The sequence below is a fragment of the Cellulosilyticum sp. genome (genome assembly GCF_982396655.1).
In genome coordinates this window covers 16,774-39,740 of sequence record NZ_CEVXFV010000035.1, presented here as the reverse complement: position 1 = coordinate 39,740, position 22,967 = coordinate 16,774, and the positions used below count along the sequence as shown (strand labels likewise).

31 protein-coding genes are annotated in these 22,967 nt (G+C 34.3%); 8 read left to right on the top strand and 23 right to left on the bottom strand.

The window, feature by feature from the left end:
* Positions 1 to 3 precede the first annotated feature (3 nt).
* Positions 4 to 882 carry a Rha family transcriptional regulator gene (locus AC1VAQ_RS14220; protein ID WP_479904057.1) on the bottom strand — a complete coding sequence of 293 codons (879 nt, stop codon included), beginning with the start codon at positions 880 to 882 and terminating at the stop codon, positions 4 to 6.
* Positions 863 to 1,129, bottom strand: a complete 267-nt coding sequence (locus AC1VAQ_RS14215; protein ID WP_302597064.1) for a helix-turn-helix domain-containing protein — start codon at positions 1,127 to 1,129, stop codon at positions 863 to 865. Before AC1VAQ_RS14215 ends, AC1VAQ_RS14220 begins: the two co-directional genes overlap by 20 nt.
* 173 nt (positions 1,130 to 1,302) lie before the next feature.
* Between AC1VAQ_RS14215 and AC1VAQ_RS14210 the strand changes: the two genes are divergently transcribed.
* The 4 genes from AC1VAQ_RS14210 to AC1VAQ_RS14195 all read left to right on the top strand — a co-directional run bounded on the left by AC1VAQ_RS14210 (position 1,303) and on the right by AC1VAQ_RS14195 (position 4,041).
* The gene (locus AC1VAQ_RS14210; RefSeq protein WP_302597063.1) at positions 1,303 to 1,794 is read left to right on the top strand and encodes a helix-turn-helix domain-containing protein; all 492 of its coding nucleotides are present in this window, start codon (positions 1,303 to 1,305) and stop codon (positions 1,792 to 1,794) included.
* Between the two features lie 23 nt (positions 1,795 to 1,817).
* Positions 1,818 to 2,285, top strand: a complete 468-nt coding sequence (locus AC1VAQ_RS14205) for an ImmA/IrrE family metallo-endopeptidase (RefSeq protein WP_302597062.1) — start codon at positions 1,818 to 1,820, stop codon at positions 2,283 to 2,285.
* 20 nt (positions 2,286 to 2,305) lie between these two features.
* Positions 2,306 to 2,467, top strand: a complete 162-nt coding sequence (locus AC1VAQ_RS14200; RefSeq protein ID WP_302597061.1) for a hypothetical protein — start codon at positions 2,306 to 2,308, stop codon at positions 2,465 to 2,467.
* A gap of 434 nt (positions 2,468 to 2,901) precedes the next feature.
* Positions 2,902 to 4,041 carry a tyrosine-type recombinase/integrase gene (locus tag AC1VAQ_RS14195; protein WP_479904056.1) on the top strand — a complete coding sequence of 380 codons (1,140 nt, stop codon included), beginning with the start codon at positions 2,902 to 2,904 and terminating at the stop codon, positions 4,039 to 4,041.
* Between the two features lie 75 nt (positions 4,042 to 4,116).
* Here AC1VAQ_RS14195 and rlmD read toward each other — a convergent pair whose 3' ends face one another.
* A complete protein-coding gene (gene rlmD, locus AC1VAQ_RS14190; RefSeq protein WP_479904055.1) occupies positions 4,117 to 5,472 on the bottom strand; it encodes a 23S rRNA (uracil(1939)-C(5))-methyltransferase RlmD in 1,356 nt (451 codons plus the stop codon).
* A gap of 256 nt (positions 5,473 to 5,728) precedes the next feature.
* Between rlmD and AC1VAQ_RS14185 the strand changes: the two genes are divergently transcribed.
* Complete coding sequence (locus AC1VAQ_RS14185; RefSeq protein ID WP_302597494.1) at positions 5,729 to 6,439, top strand: flagellar brake protein; 711 nt, start codon at positions 5,729 to 5,731, stop codon at positions 6,437 to 6,439.
* Positions 6,440 to 6,540: 101 nt separating this feature from the next.
* On the opposite strand, the gene AC1VAQ_RS14180 is transcribed toward AC1VAQ_RS14185, so the two are convergent.
* Positions 6,541 to 6,684: a hypothetical protein gene (locus AC1VAQ_RS14180; RefSeq protein WP_302597495.1), complete on the bottom strand. Its 144-nt coding sequence runs from the start codon at positions 6,682 to 6,684 to the stop codon at positions 6,541 to 6,543.
* A gap of 72 nt (positions 6,685 to 6,756) precedes the next feature.
* Positions 6,757 to 7,074 (bottom strand): hypothetical protein, encoded by a 318-nt coding sequence (locus AC1VAQ_RS14175; RefSeq protein WP_302597496.1) that lies wholly within the window; start codon positions 7,072 to 7,074, stop codon positions 6,757 to 6,759.
* Between the two features lie 284 nt (positions 7,075 to 7,358).
* Here AC1VAQ_RS14175 and AC1VAQ_RS14170 point away from each other — a divergent pair, with 284 nt between their 5' ends.
* Positions 7,359 to 7,943, top strand: coding sequence for an N-acetyltransferase (locus tag AC1VAQ_RS14170; RefSeq protein WP_302597497.1), 585 nt, complete (start codon positions 7,359 to 7,361; stop codon positions 7,941 to 7,943).
* Here AC1VAQ_RS14170 and AC1VAQ_RS14165 read toward each other — a convergent pair.
* The 5 genes from AC1VAQ_RS14165 to AC1VAQ_RS14145 all read right to left on the bottom strand — a co-directional run bounded on the left by AC1VAQ_RS14165 (position 7,923) and on the right by AC1VAQ_RS14145 (position 10,842).
* Positions 7,923 to 8,708, bottom strand: a complete 786-nt coding sequence (locus tag AC1VAQ_RS14165) for a GNAT family N-acetyltransferase (RefSeq protein ID WP_479904054.1) — start codon at positions 8,706 to 8,708, stop codon at positions 7,923 to 7,925. The two genes, AC1VAQ_RS14170 and AC1VAQ_RS14165, sit on opposite strands and share 21 nt — an antisense overlap.
* A 60-nt stretch (positions 8,709 to 8,768) precedes the next feature.
* Positions 8,769 to 9,614 (bottom strand): hypothetical protein, encoded by an 846-nt coding sequence (locus tag AC1VAQ_RS14160; RefSeq protein WP_302597499.1) that lies wholly within the window; start codon positions 9,612 to 9,614, stop codon positions 8,769 to 8,771.
* Positions 9,615 to 9,790: 176 nt separating this feature from the next.
* Positions 9,791 to 10,177: a hypothetical protein gene (locus tag AC1VAQ_RS14155; RefSeq protein WP_302597500.1), complete on the bottom strand. Its 387-nt coding sequence runs from the start codon at positions 10,175 to 10,177 to the stop codon at positions 9,791 to 9,793.
* The gene (locus AC1VAQ_RS14150; protein ID WP_302597501.1) at positions 10,174 to 10,449 is read right to left on the bottom strand and encodes a hypothetical protein; all 276 of its coding nucleotides are present in this window, start codon (positions 10,447 to 10,449) and stop codon (positions 10,174 to 10,176) included. The genes AC1VAQ_RS14155 and AC1VAQ_RS14150 overlap by 4 nt, the downstream gene beginning before the upstream one ends.
* Before the next feature lie 42 nt (positions 10,450 to 10,491).
* Positions 10,492 to 10,842: a zinc ribbon domain-containing protein gene (locus AC1VAQ_RS14145; RefSeq protein WP_479904053.1), complete on the bottom strand. Its 351-nt coding sequence runs from the start codon at positions 10,840 to 10,842 to the stop codon at positions 10,492 to 10,494.
* A 217-nt stretch (positions 10,843 to 11,059) separates the two neighbouring features.
* On the opposite strand from AC1VAQ_RS14145, the gene AC1VAQ_RS14140 reads away from it, so the two are divergent.
* Both AC1VAQ_RS14140 and AC1VAQ_RS14135 read left to right on the top strand, forming a co-directional pair.
* Positions 11,060 to 12,037 (top strand): LysR family transcriptional regulator, encoded by a 978-nt coding sequence (locus AC1VAQ_RS14140; protein ID WP_302597505.1) that lies wholly within the window; start codon positions 11,060 to 11,062, stop codon positions 12,035 to 12,037.
* Positions 12,027 to 13,142 carry an SGNH/GDSL hydrolase family protein gene (locus tag AC1VAQ_RS14135; protein ID WP_302597506.1) on the top strand — a complete coding sequence of 372 codons (1,116 nt, stop codon included), beginning with the start codon at positions 12,027 to 12,029 and terminating at the stop codon, positions 13,140 to 13,142. Before AC1VAQ_RS14140 ends, AC1VAQ_RS14135 begins: the two co-directional genes overlap by 11 nt.
* Here the strand turns inward: AC1VAQ_RS14135 and AC1VAQ_RS14130 are convergent.
* The 13 genes from AC1VAQ_RS14130 to AC1VAQ_RS14070 all read right to left on the bottom strand — a co-directional run bounded on the left by AC1VAQ_RS14130 (position 13,139) and on the right by AC1VAQ_RS14070 (position 22,940).
* Positions 13,139 to 14,842 carry an SGNH/GDSL hydrolase family protein gene (locus AC1VAQ_RS14130; RefSeq protein WP_479904052.1) on the bottom strand — a complete coding sequence of 568 codons (1,704 nt, stop codon included), beginning with the start codon at positions 14,840 to 14,842 and terminating at the stop codon, positions 13,139 to 13,141. The two genes, AC1VAQ_RS14135 and AC1VAQ_RS14130, sit on opposite strands and share 4 nt — an antisense overlap.
* A 115-nt stretch (positions 14,843 to 14,957) precedes the next feature.
* Positions 14,958 to 15,623: an HD domain-containing protein gene (locus tag AC1VAQ_RS14125; RefSeq protein WP_302597509.1), complete on the bottom strand. Its 666-nt coding sequence runs from the start codon at positions 15,621 to 15,623 to the stop codon at positions 14,958 to 14,960.
* 18 nt (positions 15,624 to 15,641) lie between these two features.
* Positions 15,642 to 15,953 (bottom strand): cupin domain-containing protein, encoded by a 312-nt coding sequence (locus tag AC1VAQ_RS14120; RefSeq protein ID WP_303243806.1) that lies wholly within the window; start codon positions 15,951 to 15,953, stop codon positions 15,642 to 15,644.
* A 34-nt stretch (positions 15,954 to 15,987) separates the two neighbouring features.
* On the bottom strand, positions 15,988 to 16,443 hold the full coding sequence (def, locus tag AC1VAQ_RS14115; RefSeq protein ID WP_302597512.1) for a peptide deformylase: 456 nt from the start codon (positions 16,441 to 16,443) through the stop codon (positions 15,988 to 15,990).
* A gap of 23 nt (positions 16,444 to 16,466) precedes the next feature.
* Complete coding sequence (locus AC1VAQ_RS14110) at positions 16,467 to 16,979, bottom strand: 2'-5' RNA ligase family protein (RefSeq protein ID WP_479904051.1); 513 nt, start codon at positions 16,977 to 16,979, stop codon at positions 16,467 to 16,469.
* Between the two features lie 165 nt (positions 16,980 to 17,144).
* Positions 17,145 to 17,936 (bottom strand): EFR1 family ferrodoxin, encoded by a 792-nt coding sequence (locus AC1VAQ_RS14105; protein ID WP_303243805.1) that lies wholly within the window; start codon positions 17,934 to 17,936, stop codon positions 17,145 to 17,147.
* Positions 17,937 to 17,975: 39 nt separating this feature from the next.
* The gene (locus AC1VAQ_RS14100) at positions 17,976 to 18,371 is read right to left on the bottom strand and encodes a pyridoxamine 5'-phosphate oxidase family protein (protein ID WP_302597517.1); all 396 of its coding nucleotides are present in this window, start codon (positions 18,369 to 18,371) and stop codon (positions 17,976 to 17,978) included.
* Between the two features lie 118 nt (positions 18,372 to 18,489).
* Positions 18,490 to 18,663: a hypothetical protein gene (locus tag AC1VAQ_RS14095; RefSeq protein WP_302597519.1), complete on the bottom strand. Its 174-nt coding sequence runs from the start codon at positions 18,661 to 18,663 to the stop codon at positions 18,490 to 18,492.
* A 378-nt stretch (positions 18,664 to 19,041) separates the two neighbouring features.
* Positions 19,042 to 19,254 (bottom strand): hypothetical protein, encoded by a 213-nt coding sequence (locus AC1VAQ_RS14090; protein WP_479904050.1) that lies wholly within the window; start codon positions 19,252 to 19,254, stop codon positions 19,042 to 19,044.
* Positions 19,255 to 19,272: 18 nt separating this feature from the next.
* Positions 19,273 to 19,566 (bottom strand): hypothetical protein, encoded by a 294-nt coding sequence (locus AC1VAQ_RS14085; RefSeq protein WP_479904049.1) that lies wholly within the window; start codon positions 19,564 to 19,566, stop codon positions 19,273 to 19,275.
* A gap of 91 nt (positions 19,567 to 19,657) precedes the next feature.
* Positions 19,658 to 19,912 (bottom strand): TfoX/Sxy family protein, encoded by a 255-nt coding sequence (locus AC1VAQ_RS14080; RefSeq protein WP_302597521.1) that lies wholly within the window; start codon positions 19,910 to 19,912, stop codon positions 19,658 to 19,660.
* 200 nt (positions 19,913 to 20,112) lie between these two features.
* Entirely contained in the window at positions 20,113 to 20,793 is a 681-nt protein-coding gene (locus tag AC1VAQ_RS14075; protein ID WP_302597522.1) for a flavodoxin family protein, read from the bottom strand.
* 80 nt (positions 20,794 to 20,873) lie between these two features.
* Positions 20,874 to 22,940, bottom strand: a complete 2,067-nt coding sequence (locus tag AC1VAQ_RS14070; protein ID WP_479904048.1) for a hypothetical protein — start codon at positions 22,938 to 22,940, stop codon at positions 20,874 to 20,876.
* Positions 22,941 to 22,967 lie beyond the last annotated feature (27 nt).

Below are 22,967 nucleotides of genomic sequence, written 5' to 3'. Positions count from 1 at the left end.
TTCTTATGCTCCTTTCTGATTGACACCATATTTAATAGCCATTTCTTTGACTATCGCTATGTAAATTTCTTTAAGACGCTTATCTTCTGCAATAATATCTATTTGACTCACTTTATCAACCTTGCTTTTAGATACCCCTTCACGTCTCATTCTATCTTGCTTATTGATGACACGTTGCTTTAAATTGGCACCTGCTCTTTGCTCTACTCGTTTATAGACCTCATCCCTAACACCTTTATAGGCTTCTTTTGTGCCACCACGTTGCTCTTTAGCAATTTTATTAATAATGTTGTTACATTCTCCCCTCCAACTATCGTGGTCTAGTAACATAGCATCTTTAACAATCTCCATCTGCTTAGTAGCTTGTTCTGCTGTAGCTTTAACTTCTAATACACGATGATTTACTTGGTTGAGTTGTGATTGTATCTTCTTCTGTTCCAGTTCCATATTGATTAGAAACTGCAGTTGTGGACTTAGGCCTTGGGGAAGTGTTTGTTGCTCCTTTAAAGCCTGCTCCAAATTCTCTATGTACTGAACTGTCTTATATCTAACTACTGCTGACTCTTTATTTAGCATTTGTAATGCTCCTGCTTTATTCATTAAGTAGCAAGGTTGTTGTTTATTTTGCTTATTGATATACGAGGACGGCGAAAAATTTCCCTGTCCTTTAATCCCTGCTTTTTCAAGCATTTCAATTTCTGTTCTGATAGATTTTAATAAATCCTTATGTTCTTTCTCTACTGTATTACCTTCTTCTTTTCTAAAAGTATTAATCATCTCTACTAATTCAACGCTAGTAATTCTTACTTCATTACTTACGTCATTTAAAATCACTGGTGTATTATCACATTGAGCTAATGTATTAACTAATTTTTGACTCATGCTCTTGCTCCTCCTCTTTGTTTCTGAAATGCATATCTGAATTTTGTGGTTTCTTTGGTTCTAAGAATTTATCAACTCCAACATTTAAAGCCCCACATATTAATTCATATTCAGGAAAAGTTAATTTCCTTTTTCCATGAAGTGCTAAATTCAACTTAGGTAATGGTATTTCTGTTGAACGACTTATATGCGTTTGAGAGATGCCGTTATTTATTAAATAATGTTTTATTTTTTCACCAACACACATATTATCCTCCCTTTCTTTTTGTTCGATTTGTTCGAACTTATATGTATTTTATTTCAATTTTTTCGAAATGTCAACAGTATTTTTATAGAAAATCAAAATAAATTTCAAAGTAATCGAAATACCATATTTACAAAATCAAAATACTACATATAATAAAAGGTGGAGGTGTACTAATGGATTTTGGTAATAAAATACGAAAAGCACGAAAAGATAAAAAATTAACACAGAGGCAATTTGCTGAATTGATAGGAGCAAAACATAATAGTGTAAGTAATTGGGAAAATAATCAAAACAAACCCGACCCAGATACAATAGAAAAGATATGTGGGGTTCTTGAAATAAGCCCATCTTATTTATTAGGATTAGAATCATCGCAACCCACTATTTCGGAAAAGGAAAAAACTCTACTTACTAACTACAATAAATTAAATGATGTTGGTAAGGATGAAGCTATTAAGCGTGTAGCTGAATTAACTCAAATTCCTAAATATACTGATGTTGCTACTGAAGTTACTAATACTGCTGATTCTATATCTGCTACTATTGAAAAATATGGTTTTACTACTATTGCAGCTCATGCTGATGGTTTAACCGACGAGGAAAACATGTCTAATCTTGAAATGGTTCTAAAACACAGAGCTAAACTTCAAGAAAAAAGAAAATAACTTTTATACAGGGTGTGATTAATGTGACAAAATACGAAAAACTACTTGAAGAAGCTAGAAAGCATGGTATTGAATCATATGAACTTCCTTTATCTAGTGACTGCGGCTATTACGTTGATAACGTCGCTTATATAAATAGATCCTCTACTAATGCTGAAAAACATGGCACTTTAGGCGAAGAACTCGGTCATCATTTTACCAGTACTGGTAATATATTAAATCAAAATGACACTAATAATAAAAAGCAAGAACAAAAGGCTAGAGGATGGGGAATTGAACATACAGTTCCATTAACAACCCTTGTTGAAGCAATAGACTATCCTTGTCTAACTCGTACCGAACTTGCTAACTACTTAGAGGTTACAGAAAAATTGCTGATGGAAGCTATTGAATATTACAAACAAAAATATGGATTATATGTAACTATAAACGAGCATACAATTTGGTTTGAGCCATTAAGACTAATAAAGATGTTCACAGACAAAAAATAAACATGAAAGGTGATAATATTATGTTAATTAATGATACTTCTTTACTAACAGAAGAAACTAAACAAAAACTTAATGAAATGGGGCTGGTTCATATCAATACTGGTGGTCACACCCTTACAGAAGAACTTGCATTAGAGCTAATCGAGTGCATTGAAAGCCGAAATAATAAAACAAAAAAATAAACGAAAGGATGATTAATATGGGAGATACATTAAAACCGATATTAGAAAAATTAAATAAGCTCGATGAAAATATGGCAACTAAAGAAGATGTAGCTTAATTAGAGAAAAGAATTGATAAGCTTAACGTGGAAATAGAACACAATATGATGCCTAAAATTGAAGCTCCCTTTGACGCATGAAAAGTTCAATTGGATAAAGATATAGAAGTTCTACTGGGCTTAAAAGAGTTGAAAATAAAGTTGATAAGCTTGAATTAAAGGTTATTAGAAACTGTAGTTATCAATAGATTAAGTTCTATCTGTTTATTTTTAATTTTAGTTTCTAAATAGTAAAAAGGGTTATGCATCTTATTGTCTAACCCTTTTTTGTTTGCATAGTAACTGAATGTAAACTATAATTTTCTTGAATATTTTTTTGAAAGGATGTGCCTTTTTATGTCAATGGATAAAAGAGGAGAAAGAACTTGGAGATTTAGAGTTAAACATAAAAAACAATTATATACTATGAACTTTGAGGCTCCTCCAACACTTAGTGCGAAAGCTGCACTTAAGGAAGCCGAAAAGCAACATATGCTTTTTAAAGCTGATATTATAGCTGGTAGAGTTAATTTAACTAAGAATATTACTATGAATCAATTAGCAGATACTGTCTATAACGAATATGTACTTCCCAAACTCAAGGTAAATACACAACGTGTTTATGAAACAGCATATAACAAATATATACTACCTGAATTTGGCATTTTGGATATAAAAGATATTCAACCAATCCATATACAAAAATTTGCTAATAAACTATCTAAGCAGCTTAAACCAAACACTGTAAGTAATATATTAGCTTGTTTAAGTAAGACACTTTCATTTGCTGAAAAATGGGGAATGGTTGAACTTAGTCCTTATCGAAAGATAGAATATGAGCGTGCTCAAACTGGCTCACACACAGAATTATTATCACTTGAGCAAATTGAAAAATTAGTTACTTACTATAATGATCAAGAGCTGAATTTAATGCATAAATCTGCATTCTATCTTGCCATAGGTTGTGGTTTAAGAAATTCAGAAATTAGAGCCTTGACGATTGATGATATTGATTTTAAAACTGGTATCATTAATATTGACAAACAGATGGGGCAAATTAGAAATGAAAAAGGAGAATTAATTGATGCAGCCACATCAACTAAAACTCCTACTTCTACGAGAAAAATATATGCTCCTCAATTTGTATTAGATTGTTTAAGTGAATATATACATAGTTTACCTTATATCCCTATGTCTAAACAAATCTTTTGGTCACATATAACTAAAAAACCTATCTCTAAACATTGTTTAAGTAAACGATTTACTGCTCTACTTAAAGAACTGGAATTACCTGCTATCCGTTTCCATGACCTTAGACATTTACAAGCTACTATTCTAATTAATAGTGGTGCAAATGTAAAGGCTGTAAGTAAACGTTTAGGACATTCTAAAACAGATATTACACTGAATACTTATACTAGCACAATAGATGCTGTTGATAAAAAGGTTGCTGAACAATTTAATGCTACATTTAACAATTTAAACTCTTTATCATAAAAGTGTCCAATAAGTGTCCAACCACCTCACTTCAACAATACAACAAAACCTCACACACATTGAATATCAATAGATTTATTTATGAAGTTTAACAACAGTTTCGACATGTGGTGTTTGTGGGAACATGTCCACGCAAAGCACTTTATCTACACTATATCCTGCTTCTTGTAAGATTGGCAGATCTCTTGCAAGTGATGTTGGCTTACAAGAAATATAAAGTAATTCTTTTGCACCAAAGTTAATGATTTTTTGAATTGCTTTTGGATGAATCCCATCTCTAGGTGGATCAAGAACGATAATATCTGGTGAACCTGTCAATTTATCTACTTCTACAAGGACGTCACCAGCGATGAATTCGCAGTTATCAAGGCCATTGAATGCGGCATTTTCTTTTGCTTTTTCGATGGCTTCTGCTACAATTTCAATACCGTATACTTTTTGGGCACGTGTTGCCATGATTTGTGTGATTGTTCCTGTACCACAGTAGAGGTCAAACACTGTTTTATTGTTCATATCATCAATAAGGTCAAGGGCATTTTTGTAAAGCACCTCTGCACCTAATGTGTTTGTTTGGAAGAATGAGAATGGTGAGATTTTAAACTCTAAGCCGAGAATTTTTTCACGGATTGTATCTGTACCATCTAAAATCATTACCTTTTCTGGTTTAATGGCATCTGCTAAGGTATCTGTATATGTGTGGATGATTCCTGCAATCTTACCATTAAGCGCTAATCCTTTAAGACCTTCTACTAATTTTTCAAATGTATGATCCATCTGTGTAGAGGTTACGATATTAATTAGGATTTCACCAAATGTTTTTGAGCGCCTTACCACTAAGTAACGCATGAAACCTGTATGTTGCAGTTTCTTATAATAAGGAAGATTATTTTCTTTACAGTATGCTAAAACGTACATTAGGATTTTGCTGAAGTCTTCATCGACAAGCTTACAGCCATCTACTGTCAGAATATCATACGTGCTATTTTTACGGTGCATCCCAAGTGTCATAGGCCCGTCTTTCACTTCATCACCAAAGCTAAATTCCATTTTATTACGGTAGCCGTAGCTTTCTGGACTGCCGATTACACCAAGGTCTTCATAGCCTGTGATTTTAGCATTTTCAAGAAGTTCTTTTACTTGGTCATGCTTTAATTTAATTTGGTCTTCGTAAGCAAGTTGCTGTGATGTACAGCCACCACATCTACCAAAGTATTCACATGGTGCTTCTACAAAGTATTCTGGTGTTTCTAATACTTCTAAAAGCTGTGCTTCCCAGTTACCTTTTTTTCTTTTGTGTAATCTGGCACGGACTTTTTGACCTTTGAATGTTCCTGTTACGAAAATTGGTTCTTTATCTAAATAGAGTACCCCTTTATTTGGGAATACGGCATGTTCAATCACGCCTTCTACGATTTGTTTTCTTTTAGGCATCGTTATGCTCCTTCATTGTAAGTTACTATCTTTTAACTATTATCTCATTATTTCAAGAAATATTGTTACATATTCACCAAAGATTTGCAAGTCTTTTAACATATTCTATAGATTCCATCTCACTGGGGACATTGAACTTGATTAAAAATAGGTAAATACTGTATAATACTTAATGGAGATATATTTATGGAATAGACAATGGGGATGTATCATAACGCCTTTTTAAATTGTCTACAATATTAAGGGGGAGACTACATTGCTAAAACGAGGCACAACAAAAGACGTAGCTGTATTGACACATGACAGCATCATTGCCTATCGCGAAAGTTTACTTAAGGATATTAACCTTAAAATACGTATTGCTGTAGATGATAAAACATATGTTACGAAACTTTCTGAATGGGAAAATGATACGATTACACTGGCAGCACCACTTGAACAATTAGACTGGGTTATTTTATCTACTGCAAGGCCTTTGGAAATTACCTTTATGACCAAAACAGCACTTTATACAACACAGGTTCAAGTCTTGGCGCCATTAAAAAAAGATGGAAATGTTTATTATTCTTGTAAAATCTTAAAACCACTTATACGTAAACAACAACGTCAATTCTTTAGATTAGATACAAGTCTGGATGCAACCTATCAGCTCCTTCTAGAAGACATGACAACTCCACCAGTTAATTCCCCTCATTATAAAGGGACAATTGTTAATATTAGTGTTGGTGGTGTATGTTTAGTCATTGATGCATGTTTAAAAGCAAACACTTTACTTTATGTATCTTTTGACTTTTTAGAAACAAGACTTTCGCTTGTTGGTAGAGTGCTCTTTGATGGTGAACGTACACTTTCTGGTGCTTATTCTCATCGTGTTAAGTTTGTCAACTTATCAAGCAGTGATGAAAATACACTTAATCGTCTCATTATGACGAAACAACGTCTTATGCGCAAAGGCTTAAACGCCTAATGCGTAGTTTTTAAATAAACTCATTATTGAAATAAATACATAATAAAAGTGGGAACCCCAAAATTTTTCTGTGATTCCCACTTTTATTATGCTTTAATCTATTATTTAGATGATTTCTCTTCTTCTACACTTTCAGCTTGCTCTGCAGCTTTCTTTGCTTCTTCAGCTTTTGATTTTTGAATAAAGCTGCCTAATTCTAAGATAGCTTCATCCCATGTTTTTAAATGTTTTTCTTGTTGAGACATTTTTCTACCTCCTTTACTTCCTCTATTAGGATACTACATATGTTTGAGTGGCGCAATATTTCCCTAATCATACTATTTTTCAAGTGTTTTATCTATAAGCGCTAATATTTCCATTTCGAGTGCGGTATTAAAACCATCCTTTTGTAAGGCTTGTAATTTATCTTGAATCTCATATAAACTAATAAAAAGTTGCCATTGCTGCTTTCCTTCTTGATACTGCTTCACCACATGGCTTTTTTCTGCTTTAGCTTGTTCTAAAGTAATGTCCCCTGTATCGTATTGTCTATACAATCCTCTTGAAGCAATATAGTAGCATTGTTCATACATTGCTAGGCGCTCTGGCATTGGTTTGTTTTCTTTTGCAAGTCGATCAAGTTCTTTAATGTCCACTGTACTGCCTCCATTTTTTTACTCACTAAAATTTATAAATGTGAAATCTATATTTTATAGTATACCACAATATAATTTGCCATGTAGCCATCTCCTTAAAACTTTTTATAAAACCTCCTTATTTTTGGCATTTCTTCTTATATTGACACCTTCTATTCTTCATTATATACTCATATTTATATGTAAACCTATATAGAGAACAATCTACTAAATTAAAAGCGGCAGTCAATGCTGACTTACCCCATTTATATTCTATATGACAACTTATATTAAGGAGAATAGTTATGTTAAAAATGAAATCTTTAAGCCCAGAAGCTATTGCAACGATTTATCATACGCATATGAAAAACGACTTTCCTGCTGATGAACTTAAACCCTTAACAAGTATCCTAAATCTTATATCTCAAGGACTTTATGAAGGCTTTGGATTATTTGAAGGCACTTCACTTAGAGCCTATGCCTTTCTGACACATCAAGAAGGCGGTAATGTACTCCTGCTTGATTATTTAGCTGTATGTGAAGGATTTAGAGGGCAAGATTATGGTAGTCAATTTTTAAAAATGCTTAAAGCCCATTGTACAGACTATAAAGGTATTATTATAGAAATTGAAAGTCTACGCACAGCTAAAGATGCTGCCGATTTAAAGATTCGTACAAAACGCCTTGCCTTTTATGAAAGAAATGGTCTCTCACAAACCGGTGTTACAGCCAACTGCTTCGGTGTAGAATTTACTATTCTTTATCTGCCAATCGACCCTGAATGGCATGACGACTTTATCTATGAAAATCTTAATGACATTTATCTGACTTTATTCCCAGGTAAACTTTATACCGATCATGTCCGTTTCCTAGATTCTCTTGAGGCTTAATACACTATAAGTGATATATTCATGACTCAAATGATAACCTAGTTTCTTGGCTAATGCGACAGAATGTAAATTAGCTGCATCCCAGCTTGGATAAAGCCCTTTATCCAAGCTGGCTAAAATAAGCTTTGCAGCACAAGCTGTGGCAAGTCCCCTTCTTCTAAAATCCTCTCTTGTATCAATTTCGATTTCAATGCCCTTACGATACCTTGTATATGAAGAGGCACCGCATACAGGTGTATGCTCATAACATATTACAAATCCCAAACCATTTCGTACATAGTCTTCACCACTTTTAAACTGCGCACATAAATCCTTAGACCATTCTTCTTCTAAACATCTTTCATACATCTTCTCATCAATCGGACAAATGGTAAATTCAGCGGGTAAGCTTTGAATAAAACCTTCAAGCTTCTGACGGTCAAATACATCCCCTTCTTTCTTAAAAGCATACCGCTTAAAGGCATAACACTTTTCCCCATAAACCTTTTCAATCAAATCCCCCCACTGCCTATCTCCTGGTACCATTAGTAAATAATCATTGGGATATTCTTCTGGAATATGCCTTACTAATAATTCTGCTTCTTCACCTCTAGCATCACCACTAAAAAAACAAAAATCCCCATTTATAACCTGTGCTGCTGTCCCTAATTCATCACACCACGCACTCCCCATCACGCCTTCTAAACAAGACCAAATTAAAGTGTCCTGGTTTCCTTCAAATAAGCCAGCAATCTTTCCCATTTCCTCTTTTCCTAATTTTCTCATTCTCTTCTCCTCCATCCTTCAATCTTCATTTTTTCCGCCTAACTAATCTCTACTTTCTAACTAATCCCTACTTTCTAGCCTCTCTACTGCAAATATTCCCATATGATACACAATACCTTGTTTTTGGTCAAATGGCCAATCCATCTGACTAAAATCACAAAGTTTGATTTCACCGCGGTCTACACGCTCTTTAAAATCAATGGCCCCTTGCATAGCTCCTTGTACTGCACCAGGTCTCCCTATGCGTTCTATTTCATAGCCCATTACAATCTGACCCTCTGCACTTTCAAGTAAAGCCGTATCAAATCGCTGAATAAATGCCGTATTCATGGCCATAATTTTTTGACGCACGCTACTTTCTTGTCGTCCTAATGTCTGCAGTATCGCTTGCCAAATCCAATCTAACATCGAAATAAGCTGACTATGAATACCGATAACTGCAATATTTTTATACTTTTTAAATACTAACGGCATTTCCATAGCTTGTCGGTACAACTTATCAAGTTCTCTTATTGCCACCTGCGTCAATTCTACCATAGATGTTTCAAGCCCTCTTTGACGTACCGTATAGACTAAAGTATCTGCAAAACTTCGATAGTCATTTGGTGTAATTCCTACGAAGTCAGCCGTAATAAGTGTTATTCTCGGCTCATTTTCTAAGCCTTGTTTTTTTAGTGCCTCCTGCATACTGTCCTTGTCTAAATCCACTAACACCAAGTGGTCAAAATGCATGAGCAAACGTTTAAGGTCCATATCATTACATCGCCCCGCACCAAAAATGGCCAATTCACGCTGATCCTCTATATTATCAATTAAATACTGCGTAATACTTAAACGATAAGCCGCCCATTCTTCCCATGCATTTTCTATAACTTGTAACTTTAATAACTTGTCATATACATTCATATTAAACTCCTCTAGTTTTTATACTTACTTATGTCACAATATGGAGGCACCCAGAAATTATATAGCCTTTCTTGATGCCTCCTCTTATTTTAGGTAAAGATTTTTATCGTGTTGGACTTTAACTTATTTATATAAAATTTTACGTATCGTGTCTACTGACAAACTATACTTTTGGTCTAAATCCTCAAGCTTACTTCCTGCTTCAAACTGCTGACGAATTTTACAGTTACGTTCCTCATAAAAGCTTCTTGCGCAAGAGCCTCTGTTAAATAATTTAAAATCCCGCCTGCCTTTTTACACACATAGCTCAAAGAATCCTCTAAAATCAACTTCTCAAAAAGTGTCTTTGCAGCACCTACTTTTTCTAATGCTTTATTAAACACAAAATTTTGATTTTGTAAATTGTTTTTTAAAGTCTCTTGTAATTTTAAAAAGCGTTTAGCTTCTTCTTTCGTCCGTGCATACAAAATTTCCCCATCCGCAAGAAGTGCTGTTAAAGATTCATTACACTGAGCAAGCCCTTCTACACGTTCCCAAGACATTGCAAATAAATCATAGCTCATCTCTTCAATAATAAATGTTTTTGCAAAGTTATAGCCCCCTCTGTAGCTGGGATAAAAAAATCAAATGCCACGTTCTGTGAATCAGTTGGAATCTTGCAAGCCCCCTTACGTCCTATAAGTACGGCAACATCCTCTGGATACTCTCTTTCGATTGTTTGGATTGCCCAATCAATGAGTGCCTTATTTATATCTTTCATAATCTTCTCCCCTAATCTATCTATTTTATAGCTCCAGCTGTTTGCTGTAAATCTATAATAAATTCTTTTATCCATTCAAACAATGCCCTTTATTTTTATAAAAATTCTTTCCTTCTCTTAATGTTTCCTTCCACAATATGGACAGTATTCAAATCCACTTTGTAGCGGTCTTCCACAATACATACAGACATTTTGTTCTGTTACCTTATGGCTAAAATATACACTGGCAAGGTCTACTTGTCCTGATATAATGCTTGTTGCCACTTCTTCTGTAATTTCTACTTGGGCACCACAACTATGTTTTAAATAATACTGCACATGCCATTTAAAAAGTGGTATAAAAAATAATCTAAAGCAATGATATGCTTTAATGAGTTCAAGCTCTCCCATCTGCTCACAAGTCTGGCATTTGCTTGGCGCTTTTAAAAGGACTTTCATCATAGGTACAATATCCATTATAAATAACATCTCGTTAAAATTCTCCTTACTTTTACATCTATTGCTTATTTTAAACTTATCATCTTATTATAAAACAATTATGTGTCATTTCATATAATTTTAAGGGGTTGCTACCTTACAACTTATACATTATTCTTTACATCATAATACTTCAATCTTTTTAATCATCCTTTTTTGCAGTATAGTTAATTCATAATATCTCAGGACCTTATAGGAGGATTTATTCATGACTTCCCAGCAAATAGAATATGTTTTAACACTTGCGGAACTTAGAAGCTTTTCAAAAGCTGCCAAGAAACTTTATGTGACACAGCCTTCACTAAGTCAATATATCTCTAATCTAGAAAAGCAATTAGGGCTTTCTCTTTTTGATCGTAGTACATCACCTATACGCCTCACCGCGGCGGGTGAAGTTTATATTGCAGCTGCTCAGAAAATGAAGGATTTAGAAGATGATTTAACAAATGAACTTTATGATTTAATGGCACTCAAAAAAGGCACCCTTAAAATTGGTACCTCTTCTTTTCGTGCCTCATATTTACTCGCTAAAAGTATTACTGCTTTTCATGCACAATATCCTGCTATTACAATTTCAATTATGGAAGATAGTATGGAAAATCTTCTAGCACTTATTCAGCAAGGTAAACTAGATTTAGTGATTGGCACCTATGCGTTTGACTATAAAACCTTTCATGTGGAAGACTTAGCCCCAGAACAGCTTTATTTGGCACTTCCACCTACTCATCCCTTAAATGATACGCTTAAAGACTACCGACTTACAGCCTCAGATATTAAAAACAACTCTCTTCAAGCGCTTATGTCCCCCCCTATTGACTTAAGTCTGCTTCAGGATGTGCCATTTATTTGTACCACAGAGGGGGAATATCCTGCAGATTTAATTCGTACAATTTGTGAAACTGCTCATTTCAAACCGCGCACATTGCTAGAAGTTAAAACGCTCGACACCTTATTCGCTCTTACACTCTCCGGACTAGGTCTTTCATTTATCCCTGATACACTCATACGTTTTGGTAATTTTTATCAACATCCTTATTACTATGCCTTAAACCATCCACTTTGTAAAAGTACCATTTCACTTGTTTCTAGAAGGAACGGCTATTTTTCTAAAATTGCTATGGAATATAGTTTGCTTCTTAAACAGCTTATTAGCATAGGGACTTGGAGGATTAATGATGACAATTAAACAAAAACTAGGTGAAGCCCACTATGAAAACTTACTTGCATCTGCCCTTTTACACACCAGTCATTCACAGCGTATTCAACACGTAACCGAAAAATTACAACATAATGAGGTGCTGCGTTTCGTCACCTTAGGTGGTTCTATTACAGAAGGCCTTATTGCAAATAAAAAGGTTGCTATGCCTTATGGGAATTTAATCTATGACTTTCTATCTCAAAAGCTTTATGGGCCACGGCAAGTAGAATACCTTAATCTTGGTATTTCTTGCAGCTTTGCCTTACTGGGACTTATTCTTACAGAAAGTCATATTAGAGATTTTGCCCCAGACTTAGTCATTATTGATTTTTCCGTTAATGAAACACTTGATCAAGGCGGTATGATACGTTTTGAAAGCCTGATACGTAGTCTCCTGAACCTCCCTTCCCAACCTGCTCTTATCATTCTCACCTTAAAAGATCAGGCGAGCCATACTGCTGCACCTTATATGACCCATATGGGAAAATATTATGACCTTCCAGTGATTAACTTAGGGGATGCCCTAGAAACCTATTTCAATGCGCAAATGCTATGTTGGTCTGATTGTTATGCCGATTATATTCATCCGCACCAACTCGGACATCAACTTATTGCAGACTGCATCTGTTACTATTTTAAACAAATCAGCATGCAAAAAAGCAACATAAAGAAATTTTTACCTCCATGTTACTTCTTTGCCCCCTATGAAAATATGCATTTTTTAAGTGCTAAAGCACTCTATAAAATAAGTGATACCAACTTTACCCTGAGAGAAAACCCAGATTTCATTTTTTCTAACCTACTTTGTAATGACTTATCTCACTTAGAACACTATTTGTATTTTTCCTTAAGTTGTAAAATACTTGTCTTCTTATTTTTTCAAACAAACGATGTTAATTTTGCAACTGCAACCATTCATATTGATAAAGTACATACCCATTTCTTACAAGGTTACTGCCAATTCGTCTGGCAGTTTCCGAGACCTATGTGTGTACTAGAAGAAAATACACCGAAGCCTCATCAGTTTGAACTATATATCAACGGCCTAGATTCTCACAAAAAATTTTATTTACTAGGGGTGGGATGGTGTTAATTTGCCTCCCAACCCATGAGTTCTTCAATTTCAGCCGTTAGCTTCCTAGCGGCTTTTTTATGTGTTTTTTCTGTTGGATGATAACATGCAGCAAAACCATCATTATATGACTGTACATCAAACTTCATACTTGCAACATTATGATCTCCCGTCTCAAGTGTATACGCTGCGACTGCTTCTTCTATGGCAGGATATAATGCATCCCCCATAATACCGAGTGTACAGAGCATTGTAGCTTGTGGATTCTTTTCACGTACCATCTTTAAGAATGCAATATAGCCCGTTACAAATTCTTTTTGTTTCGCTACATCATTGCCACAATAACTTAAATCATTGGTTCCTAAATTAATTACAATCAAATCTGGCTGTGCTTTGCTAAAATCCCAAGGTAATGTGGCCACTTCAATTTCGCCATTAAAATAACCATATGAGAAGCCTATTTTATCATAATAAGGTGCAACTAAGGCATCTTCTGCCTTAAGACCATTATTGGTATAACCAGAAATCACACCATAGCCGCTATAGCTTACTAAGCTATAGTCTGCATCAAGTGCCTCTGCCGTTTTATACGCATAAGTTTTGGTTGCATCTTCTGTAGCTGTTGTAAAGCTTCCGTTAGGATTTTCATCATCTACGCCAAAACCACAGGTAATAGAATCTCCTATAAATTCAATACTATGATTTTTAGCCTTAGTAGGTACAATAGGACCTGTAGCTGTCACATCTAATGACTTAATCCCAATTGTTGAATTAGCTGATTCAGAAAGCTTCACAATACGTACCTTAGCATTTTGAACTACATTGCTATTTAAAATCTCAAAAGTTTGCTCATCTTCTGTAATCATTTTGTCAACAACTAAAACATCATTTACAAAAATGCCCACTCTTGCACGGCTACTTTCACCCCAGGAAGATGTTGCCACATTATCACCTAATATTGTCACGTTGGCTTTAGTTCCTTCAAAGGTATATTCTACCCCAGCACCTGATAAGGAGAGCCATAAAGCATCTTTATAATAGTAACTTCTGCCTAATTGTTTCACATTTTCAGCTGTCGCCTTAAAACTATATTCTGATACTTCCTTTGTAGGGTCTGTAACTGGTGGCTCAACTGGCTCTGTAGGGTCCACTACCGGTGGCTCAACTGGTTCTGTAGGGTCCACTACCGGTGGCTCAACTGGTTCTGTAGGAACTGATGGATCAATCACATCTTCTCTATATTCTAAAGAACAAATTGTAATGGGCTCTGTAATTGAAAAAACATAAAACTTATCTAATGCCGCAAAATTTGTACCATATGCTGCTGACATTGTGGCATAATCAAATTTTGCATAATATGTATCATTCCCAAGCGCGCCTACTTCACTTGGTGCAACCTGTGCCCAACCAGCCCCACCAGACCAACTTTGAAGAATCATTTGCACCTCACTTTCATCGCCTGTATAAGTAAGATAAAAGTAGCCTGCTTCACTTATCATACTACTATCAAATGTACCACCATTTTTAATGGTACTTGTAGGAAGTGCAAACTGCCATGTGCCTATAGACTCAGCACCTTGAAAAATCGTTACAGCATTTGACTTTGTATTAACGGCTATTTCATCATTAGCCAGTATAGGCGATATTCCCCCATTAAATGCCACAACACCAGCCATAGCTGCCATTAATATAGCCACTTTAAACTTTGATAATGCTTTCATGTCCATCCTCCTTTAATTGATTTTTCTAAATTCTTATCTGTCCCTATTTTAGCACTGTGCCTTCCTATAAACAAATAGTTATATTGTTATAAAGACTATAGGTTAAGACTTATACTCAATCAATTAAACCTTTTATATACTGATTAAATCGCTCCTCAAATGTTTTATAGGCTACCTCGGTATTTAATCCTTTTTTTGTTATATGAATCGCCATATTTCTTTGCTTTGCCGCCTTATATACATCATCATCTTTTAAAGCACGCCAAGGCAACATATACATGTCGCCTTTACCTTTATAAATTTTACTAATCTTATCGGCATCTTGCAGAATGTGTATTAAAATGCTACGGTGCTTATTTTCTTCACTTTCTATAAGATTGCCTTCCAGGCCTATTTTATAAAAACCTTGATTATGAAATAAAATAAGTTCACATAGCTCTGCTACTTCTTCTTTTTCAAATCCCATTTGTAAAATTTCTGCTTCATAGGCTCTCACAAAAATACTGCCTAATAAAGGATGTTTTTCATCATCTTTAAATTTCTCAATATCATGCAAATAGCTTGCACCTATAAGTACCTTTTTATTTTTTTCATCTGCACTATTTAGCTTTTCTAGTAGTTCTAGACTTATTTCTTTGACTTCTTTAAGATGCTTTAATCTACTTTCTATTTTTGCTTCTCTTTTCTCACTTATTTCATAATGTGCCCTCACCCAATTATAAAGCATCCTTTCCAGTTTTTCTAAAGCATCAATTCCCTGATTTTGGCTAAAATTTTCCATACCTTATCTCCAACATTACTACCTAATTGAAATGCCTAACATTACCGTAGTTTCATCACTATTATTCCATATAGAATGTGGTATATCGCCCTTTACAAGATAAGATTCATTTTGCTTTAAAATTACTTTTTCTTGATTTAAAATAATTACAGCTTCCCCTTCTATAACAATAAATAAATGATTATGCTCATGTGTATGATTTTCTATAGGGCCGCCCCCTTGTTTTTCTAAATAAGCAATAGCCCCATCTTGAATTTCACCGTCAATATGTTCAAATAACTTCTTTGCTAAAAAATTAATATGATGAGGCACTTCTACAAATCCCTCCATTATTTAATCTCCTTTATCTAATTTTATTTAATTTTTATTTAATGATTGGCTCTACAATCTTATCAATAAAGACAATACCATCTAAGTGATCTATTTCATGACAAAAGCACTTTGCCAAGTCCCCTTCTCCTGTTAATATCATTTTTTCTCCATTTTCATTAAGTGCTTCAATTGTGACCTTCTGTGGACGTATCGTTTTTCCAAATTTATTAGGGAAACTTAAGCACCCTTCCACACACTCCTGCTTCCCACTTGTTTCAATAATTTTAGGGTTAACTAGTTTTAGCAGCGTACCATTCATATCAATGACCACAAGCCTTTTTAAAATACCTACCTGACAAGCTGCAATTGCCGCACCATTAGGCGTATTATGCAATGTTTCTAGCATATCTTCTAATAATACCTTAATTTGTGCGTCGACTACTTTTACTTCTTTACACTTCTTTCTTAAAATCTCATCATCACCAAGTCTTATTTGTCTAATTGCCAATTTCTCCACCTCTATTTTGACATTTATAAATTATATGCAATCTCAATGATTGATGAATCATCTTCATCAATTTCCTCTATATAAACCGTGTCAATGCGTGCTACAAATGTATTTTGTAATTTCTTTACTTCCTCATAAGCTGCATCTAATTCCTCTTTATTTTGCAATTTACCTAGCGTCATATGTGGTATATACGGTAAGTCACTCTTAAACTCTCTTAAAAGTCCGTCATATAATGTTTCATTAAGCTGCATAATTTCTTCTCTTCCCCTTACAATATTTAAAAACAAATAGTTTTCAAAAGCATTACTTGCCATAGAAATTCCTTTTAACTCAACTTCAAAAGGCTCCACATTCTTTAAAATTTTCTTTAACCAAAGTTCTAACTCTCTTGTGCTATATGTACTGCAAAATGGAAAAACTAAAGTAATATGTGCATTGACTTTATGTGCTAATGGGTCATATTTATCTCTGATATTTTCCACCATCTCTCTCCCCCTAAACTGTGGTATAAGTATAATGCTTCTCTGTTTCATTGTGAAATCCCCCTATATCTCTCAAATACTAAGTTTTATCTACTCTGTATCATCTGCTTTTAAAATACCATCTATTGTTATTGTACTCTTTTTGCTATTTTTTAACAATAAAAAAGACTCATCATTTTTTGACAAGTCTCAATTCTTTTTCCTATATAAATAGCTTTATATATATCTTTCTACCTTACACTGTTCATAAACTTCTTTGCCAATTAACGTAATTGCTTTTTTAGGACAGTTACTAATACATCTATAGCACATTGTGCACTTTCCTTTTGGAACTGCTTTATTTCCAGCTAGCTCTATATTATGCATAGGACATAATTGACTGCATTTACCACATCCTATACATTTTGATGCATCTATCTTTAATTTATTGGAATAACGTCTTGTCTTATTTAAAAACCATAAACGTTGTCCAAACAACCCGGCTAACTGTGCCATCATGCCTAAACCGTCTTGTGGTGGTTTCCCTTCTTTTAAACACCTTACAGCTGCTATAATCTTTCGTTCAGCTTCTTTTACAATCTCTTTGTTTTCTATAACCGGTTTCTTGAGTAGTTTGACATCCCCAACACAATCCGGCATCTTGACGTGCAAACCGCCCACAATCTCTGCGCCATACCTTTTAAGTAAACGTGCACCACACCCAGTACCATCCCCACTAAAAAGCCCCATTGTTGCCATAAGAAAAACCTTTTTTCCTTTAAATTCATCTTGATGACTGACAATAAAATCATAAACAATTTTAGGTAAATTACTATAGTATATGGGATAAGCTAAAACAATGAGTTCATTTTCTTGTAGTGATTTTTTCATCAAATCATGATAAGCTCTTGTACGTTTCGTTTTATCATCTTCTATCGCAAGTGGCTGTGATTTTTCACCATAGCTCCTTAAGAAAATGTTCATACAATATCTTGTATTCCCTGTGCCGCTAAAATAAAGGCCTAGCATACGAGCCCCCCTCTTCTTATGTAATTATTGCTTTAATCTTTATCGCAGTTCAATAACTTGTGGCTCTTCACCAAATGCATATAATGTTGCTTTCATATCCTTTAAATAAAATACTTCTGTATTCCCATCATCTGCTGCATACATTGCTTTTAATGAAGGATAAGCCGCCAACATATGCTCTCTAGCTTCCACGCGGTCATCCTCAACTGCAATAGCTTCTATACGTATCCACTTTCCATTGACAATCCCACAAATCTCAACTTTTGGATTTGCATGAAGTTGTTTAGAAACTGCCTTTATTTTCCCTGTCTGGATATAAAGCTTATTCTCAAAAAAATCTATGGTTCCAAAAGGGCGTACCCTTGGCTGATCCCCATCCATCGTGGCAATATAATATGTTTCACACTTCTTTAAAAATGCATAAACTTCTTTCATAAATTATTCCCCCTTTAAAAATATATTCATTACTATAATTATAGTACAAGCTTCATACTTAATTCATATTTTTTTTATTAATCTCTAATTATTATATCTTTCTATACTGCTGTCCCTATTATCTATGTAACGTATACGTACTTGAATCTTTCTCTCTATCTATTTCACTCACTTCATAGTCCTTATAAGCATTGATTGCTGTATTTACTTCTACTGCTTTAATCTTAAATAATATACATATAGTGCTTGCAATAAATAATATTCCTAAACTTAACCATACTACCTTCTTCATCTTTACCTCCTTATACTAATGTGTCATCTCAAGCATTTCTACTGCCACCTCATAACTTTCTGCTCTAATAAGCTTAAAAAATTTAGTTATTCATTATGTTATATAGAGAAACCAACTAAAACCTTGAAATATACATGTAGGTAAATAGGTTTCTCTCAATGATTTCACACGACTAAAAATCATGAATAACTAAATTTTATAAATGTGAAATCTATAGCTATGTGAAATTTATAATATACTTTAATTTTCTAAAAATTATATCATTTTTTATTAATATTTTCTACATGTTTCAAAAATAACACTTATTTTTCTTGTTTTTATTAAAGGCCAAAAGCAAAAGTACGCCACATTATTCATGTAAGCGTACTTTTTAAATAGCTAATATATACTCGTTGGTATGTAAAATAAAAATGGTGCTGTAAATACGGCAAGTGCTATAGCTAATTTCTTCTTATTTCCTTCTTCCATCTCTAATTTTCTAAAACTGATTTTATAATTAAAGATATAAATACAAAAGCTACTTATAATCACACATATTGTCACCCAAATAATAGACCATATACTTTCAAAAGCATTATAAGATACTGGCATTGCAATATAGTCATACCACTACTTTCCAATGGCTGTATCATATTCCCATAAATGATCTATTAATAGTGCCAGAACCATAAAGGCTGTTCCTATAAAATCAGATAAAAATCCAAAGCCCCACACCTTTAAGATAGCTTTTTTATAATTTTGCTTTATATTCCCTACTTTAAGAAGCCTTAAGGTAATTAATACCACCAAACTATCAATTATAAAGTTTGCCGGTAACACAACAATCCATGTTAATGGAAATACCCATAATAGCCAAATTGGAAAAATCAAATTATACAGCCTTATGCCTTGCTTTTCTTCCATATTCTCCCCCTAATTTCACCATTTACACTTTTTATGTTTACATTATTCTAACAATTATATGCTTAAAAGTAAATATAGCGAAACCACAAAATTACTTATGTGTATTATAAAAATCCTTTAATTCTTGTTTCTTTTCTTCTGCCAGTGCAGTTTTTCTAATGCCTTCTATAGCGCCTTCTAGGGCATATAACCTATTAATACATGCTGATTCATCAATTTCCTTAATTTTAAGCCAGGCAGCTTTGCTCCCTACTTCTTTTAGTGCTTCGTAAGAATAAATCCCTACTTTATTAAGCTGTTCTTCTACCGTACTTCCGATATTCGGAAGTTTTGCAAGTTCTCCCATCTACTTTCCTCCTCATGTTTGCTATGTCTTATATTTCTTTAGATTATTTCCACGCCTATGTTATTTATATAGCTCTCTTCTTATTTTTTAAATTTTAAAAGAGCTAAGTATGTAGTACATGACTTAACTCTTTTATCGTCTTTATTGGATTATTTTAAAGTATATTATTATATTTTTCGAAAATATCTAGATTTATTATTTTATTGTCCATTGATATTTTTAATATACACTTCATTAGGAATCATTGGTGTTTCTATTTCTTTAATGGTTTCTTGTGCTAATTTTCCAGTCATATTGTATTCTTCCCCAGCTTTTTTAATCTTTTCTAGCAAAGGGCTCGCTACAGCTTCTGCTTCTTTTACATTAAACATAGGTGCTTCTGAAATACAAATAGTCACTGTCTCTTTTCCAAAGCAGTTCTTAAATTGTGCAACAGCTGGTGCAAAGTTCCCTTCAAAGTCAGGAAAACCACACCCTGAAATCATTATATACTTTTTAGAGGATAAATCTACTTTTGATTCATGAACAACTTTGCCCTCTTCTTCTCTCATTGCTAGATTTGAAAGCGGTAGTAAACGGTCACATACTGCTTTTAAATGAGATGGCATCCCATAACAATATAATGGAAAGCTCCATATTATAAGATCTGAAGCTACAATTTCCTTTAATATGCCTTGCATATCATCATTTTGTATGCAACATATGTCGGCAGACTGCCAGCAGTTAAAACATCCTAAACAAGGCTTAATCTTTTGTTCTATAACCTTTATTACTTTTATTTCATGCATTTGTTTTTTATTTAAGCCTTCTAGAAATGCATTTGTTATGTGCATTGTATCACTTTGTGCCTTAGGGCTACCATTTAAAACTAATACTTTCATTTCAATCCCCCCAATTATTTATAACCTATATCTTTAGTATAAATATTGGAAGATGTACTTTCAATAAACGCTCCGTAGAGTTATTTATTTGATTTTCTTCGTCTTAAAAATAATATACTGCCAACTGCTATTGCTAAAGCAATGACTGTCATACTTACACCAAAAATGATTTCTTTAGTATAACTTACATTTTCTATACAAAATGTTTGTGTATTTCCTGCCATATCTACACAGATATAGCTGCCATTATTTTTAGCCGTAAGCTTTTTCCAAGTGCCATCTTGCTGTAAGCCATAAATATTAGTTTTTCCACTGACAGCTTTTAATAAGCGTAAACTATAACTCTTTTCTTTATTATAAGTCTTGCCAGTAAGGACTACCTTCCAAACTTCACCTTTTCCTTTTACCTCTTTTGGCAGAGCCGTTTCAGACGGCATGACATTTAATACTGTATCTGGGGCAAAAGTCCCTTCTACTAATGCAAGTGGTTTACCGTCTCTTGCTGTACTGCTTGCAATGACTGAAGTATAAGGTGTATAAATAGCTTCTAACGTCTCTGAAAATGTCAATGCATTATACTCAAATTCAGGCCACGTACCATAATAACCTTCTTTTTCCGGCACTTCAGGTAACTTACTTGTATCAATACTTCCACCAAATTGGAATGGTATTTGTGCCACTGTTTCCCCATCTACTACAAAGGTTACTTGTAAAGTCGTAAATGCTGTTGGCAATCCTTGTACTTTAGTAAATGCTTCATAAGAAATAGGTTCTGCCTTTCCTGTATAACTTATCCCATCAATACCTGCAACCTTGCGGTCTACAAAGTAGTTCTGATTTTGTGCATCAAGGCTCTCCACCTCACCTGCAATGGCACCCTTTGTTTCTACTGCATTTGTTATGGCTACCATGGCATAATTATTTGTTAGCTTAGAGGCATACCCTGCTATACCGCCTACATGCTTTTTACCCGAAAGCACCGCCATCGCAAAGCTGTTTCTAATATGACTATATGTCCCACCGGCTATACCGCCTACATATTCTCCATCATTACTTGTAATATTACCATAACCCATACTGTTAATGACTGTTCCTAAGTCCATACGTCCTACAATACCACCTACATAATTCTTCTTAGAAGTCACCGCTCCTTTATTGGTACATTGTCTAATGACACTTCTCGCAAGATACTGGAATTTTAGAGAACTACTTCCAACCTTTGTCACATCATCCTCTGGATCAAAATCATACTCAATGGCCATAGCACCTGCTATGTCCCCTACATTCACATCACCTTGTACTTGTCCTACATTGGTACTTTTTGTAACCTTACCTTGGATATTGCCTTCTGTATCCGCATCAGAAATATCTGCTTTATAATCACTTAAATCCAGCGGATTTTCTTCATTTGTTAGCGTCATCTCAATAAGTAAGTTCGTAACCACAAAAAATTGATTACTGATACTTTGTATGTCTGAAAGAATCAAATCATTATAACTTGAAACACTTCTATCAAGCCCACCTAATGCATTAGAAATATCCCCTAATGTAGTTGTAAGCTGATTGGCATTATTCATATATTCACTATCTAAATTAGGAATTGTAAGCGTTGGCTGATTGGCCAGATTTGTGACCACCTCATTGATATCTGTTAAAACAGCCGTTGTCTTAATGGATATGCCTTGCAATTTCTGTACTACTTCTTTGATTTTTGCCATAGCTTCATCAGTTGCGACTATAGTATCTCCAGTCACACTAATTACTTTCTTTAACTCTGAAATCACTGAAGTTGTTTGCGCCATAGCACCTATCAACTGATCCATAGCAGCTTCTAACTGATTGTGCGCTGATTCAATCTTAGTACTATCAATATTTCCTGCTGCGCCGTTCATAGCATCTTGAATGGCGGATACTGCCTGAGCGAGCTTTCCTAGCCCTTCTTTAATATTCTCCATTCCCTTTTGAAGCTTAACGATACTTTCTGAAGCTTCTCCTGCAACACCACTTTGTTTGATTTCTTCCAATGCTATGCGCATCTTATCTCCAGCATTTTGTGCCTTTTCCAGTGCTGCTGACACACTTTTTAAAGCCTCTTGTAAATCAGCTTTTGCCGCTTCTGCCTCCTCATTAGAAATAGCCTCTTTCAATAATTCTAATGCTTTTTCTATATTTTC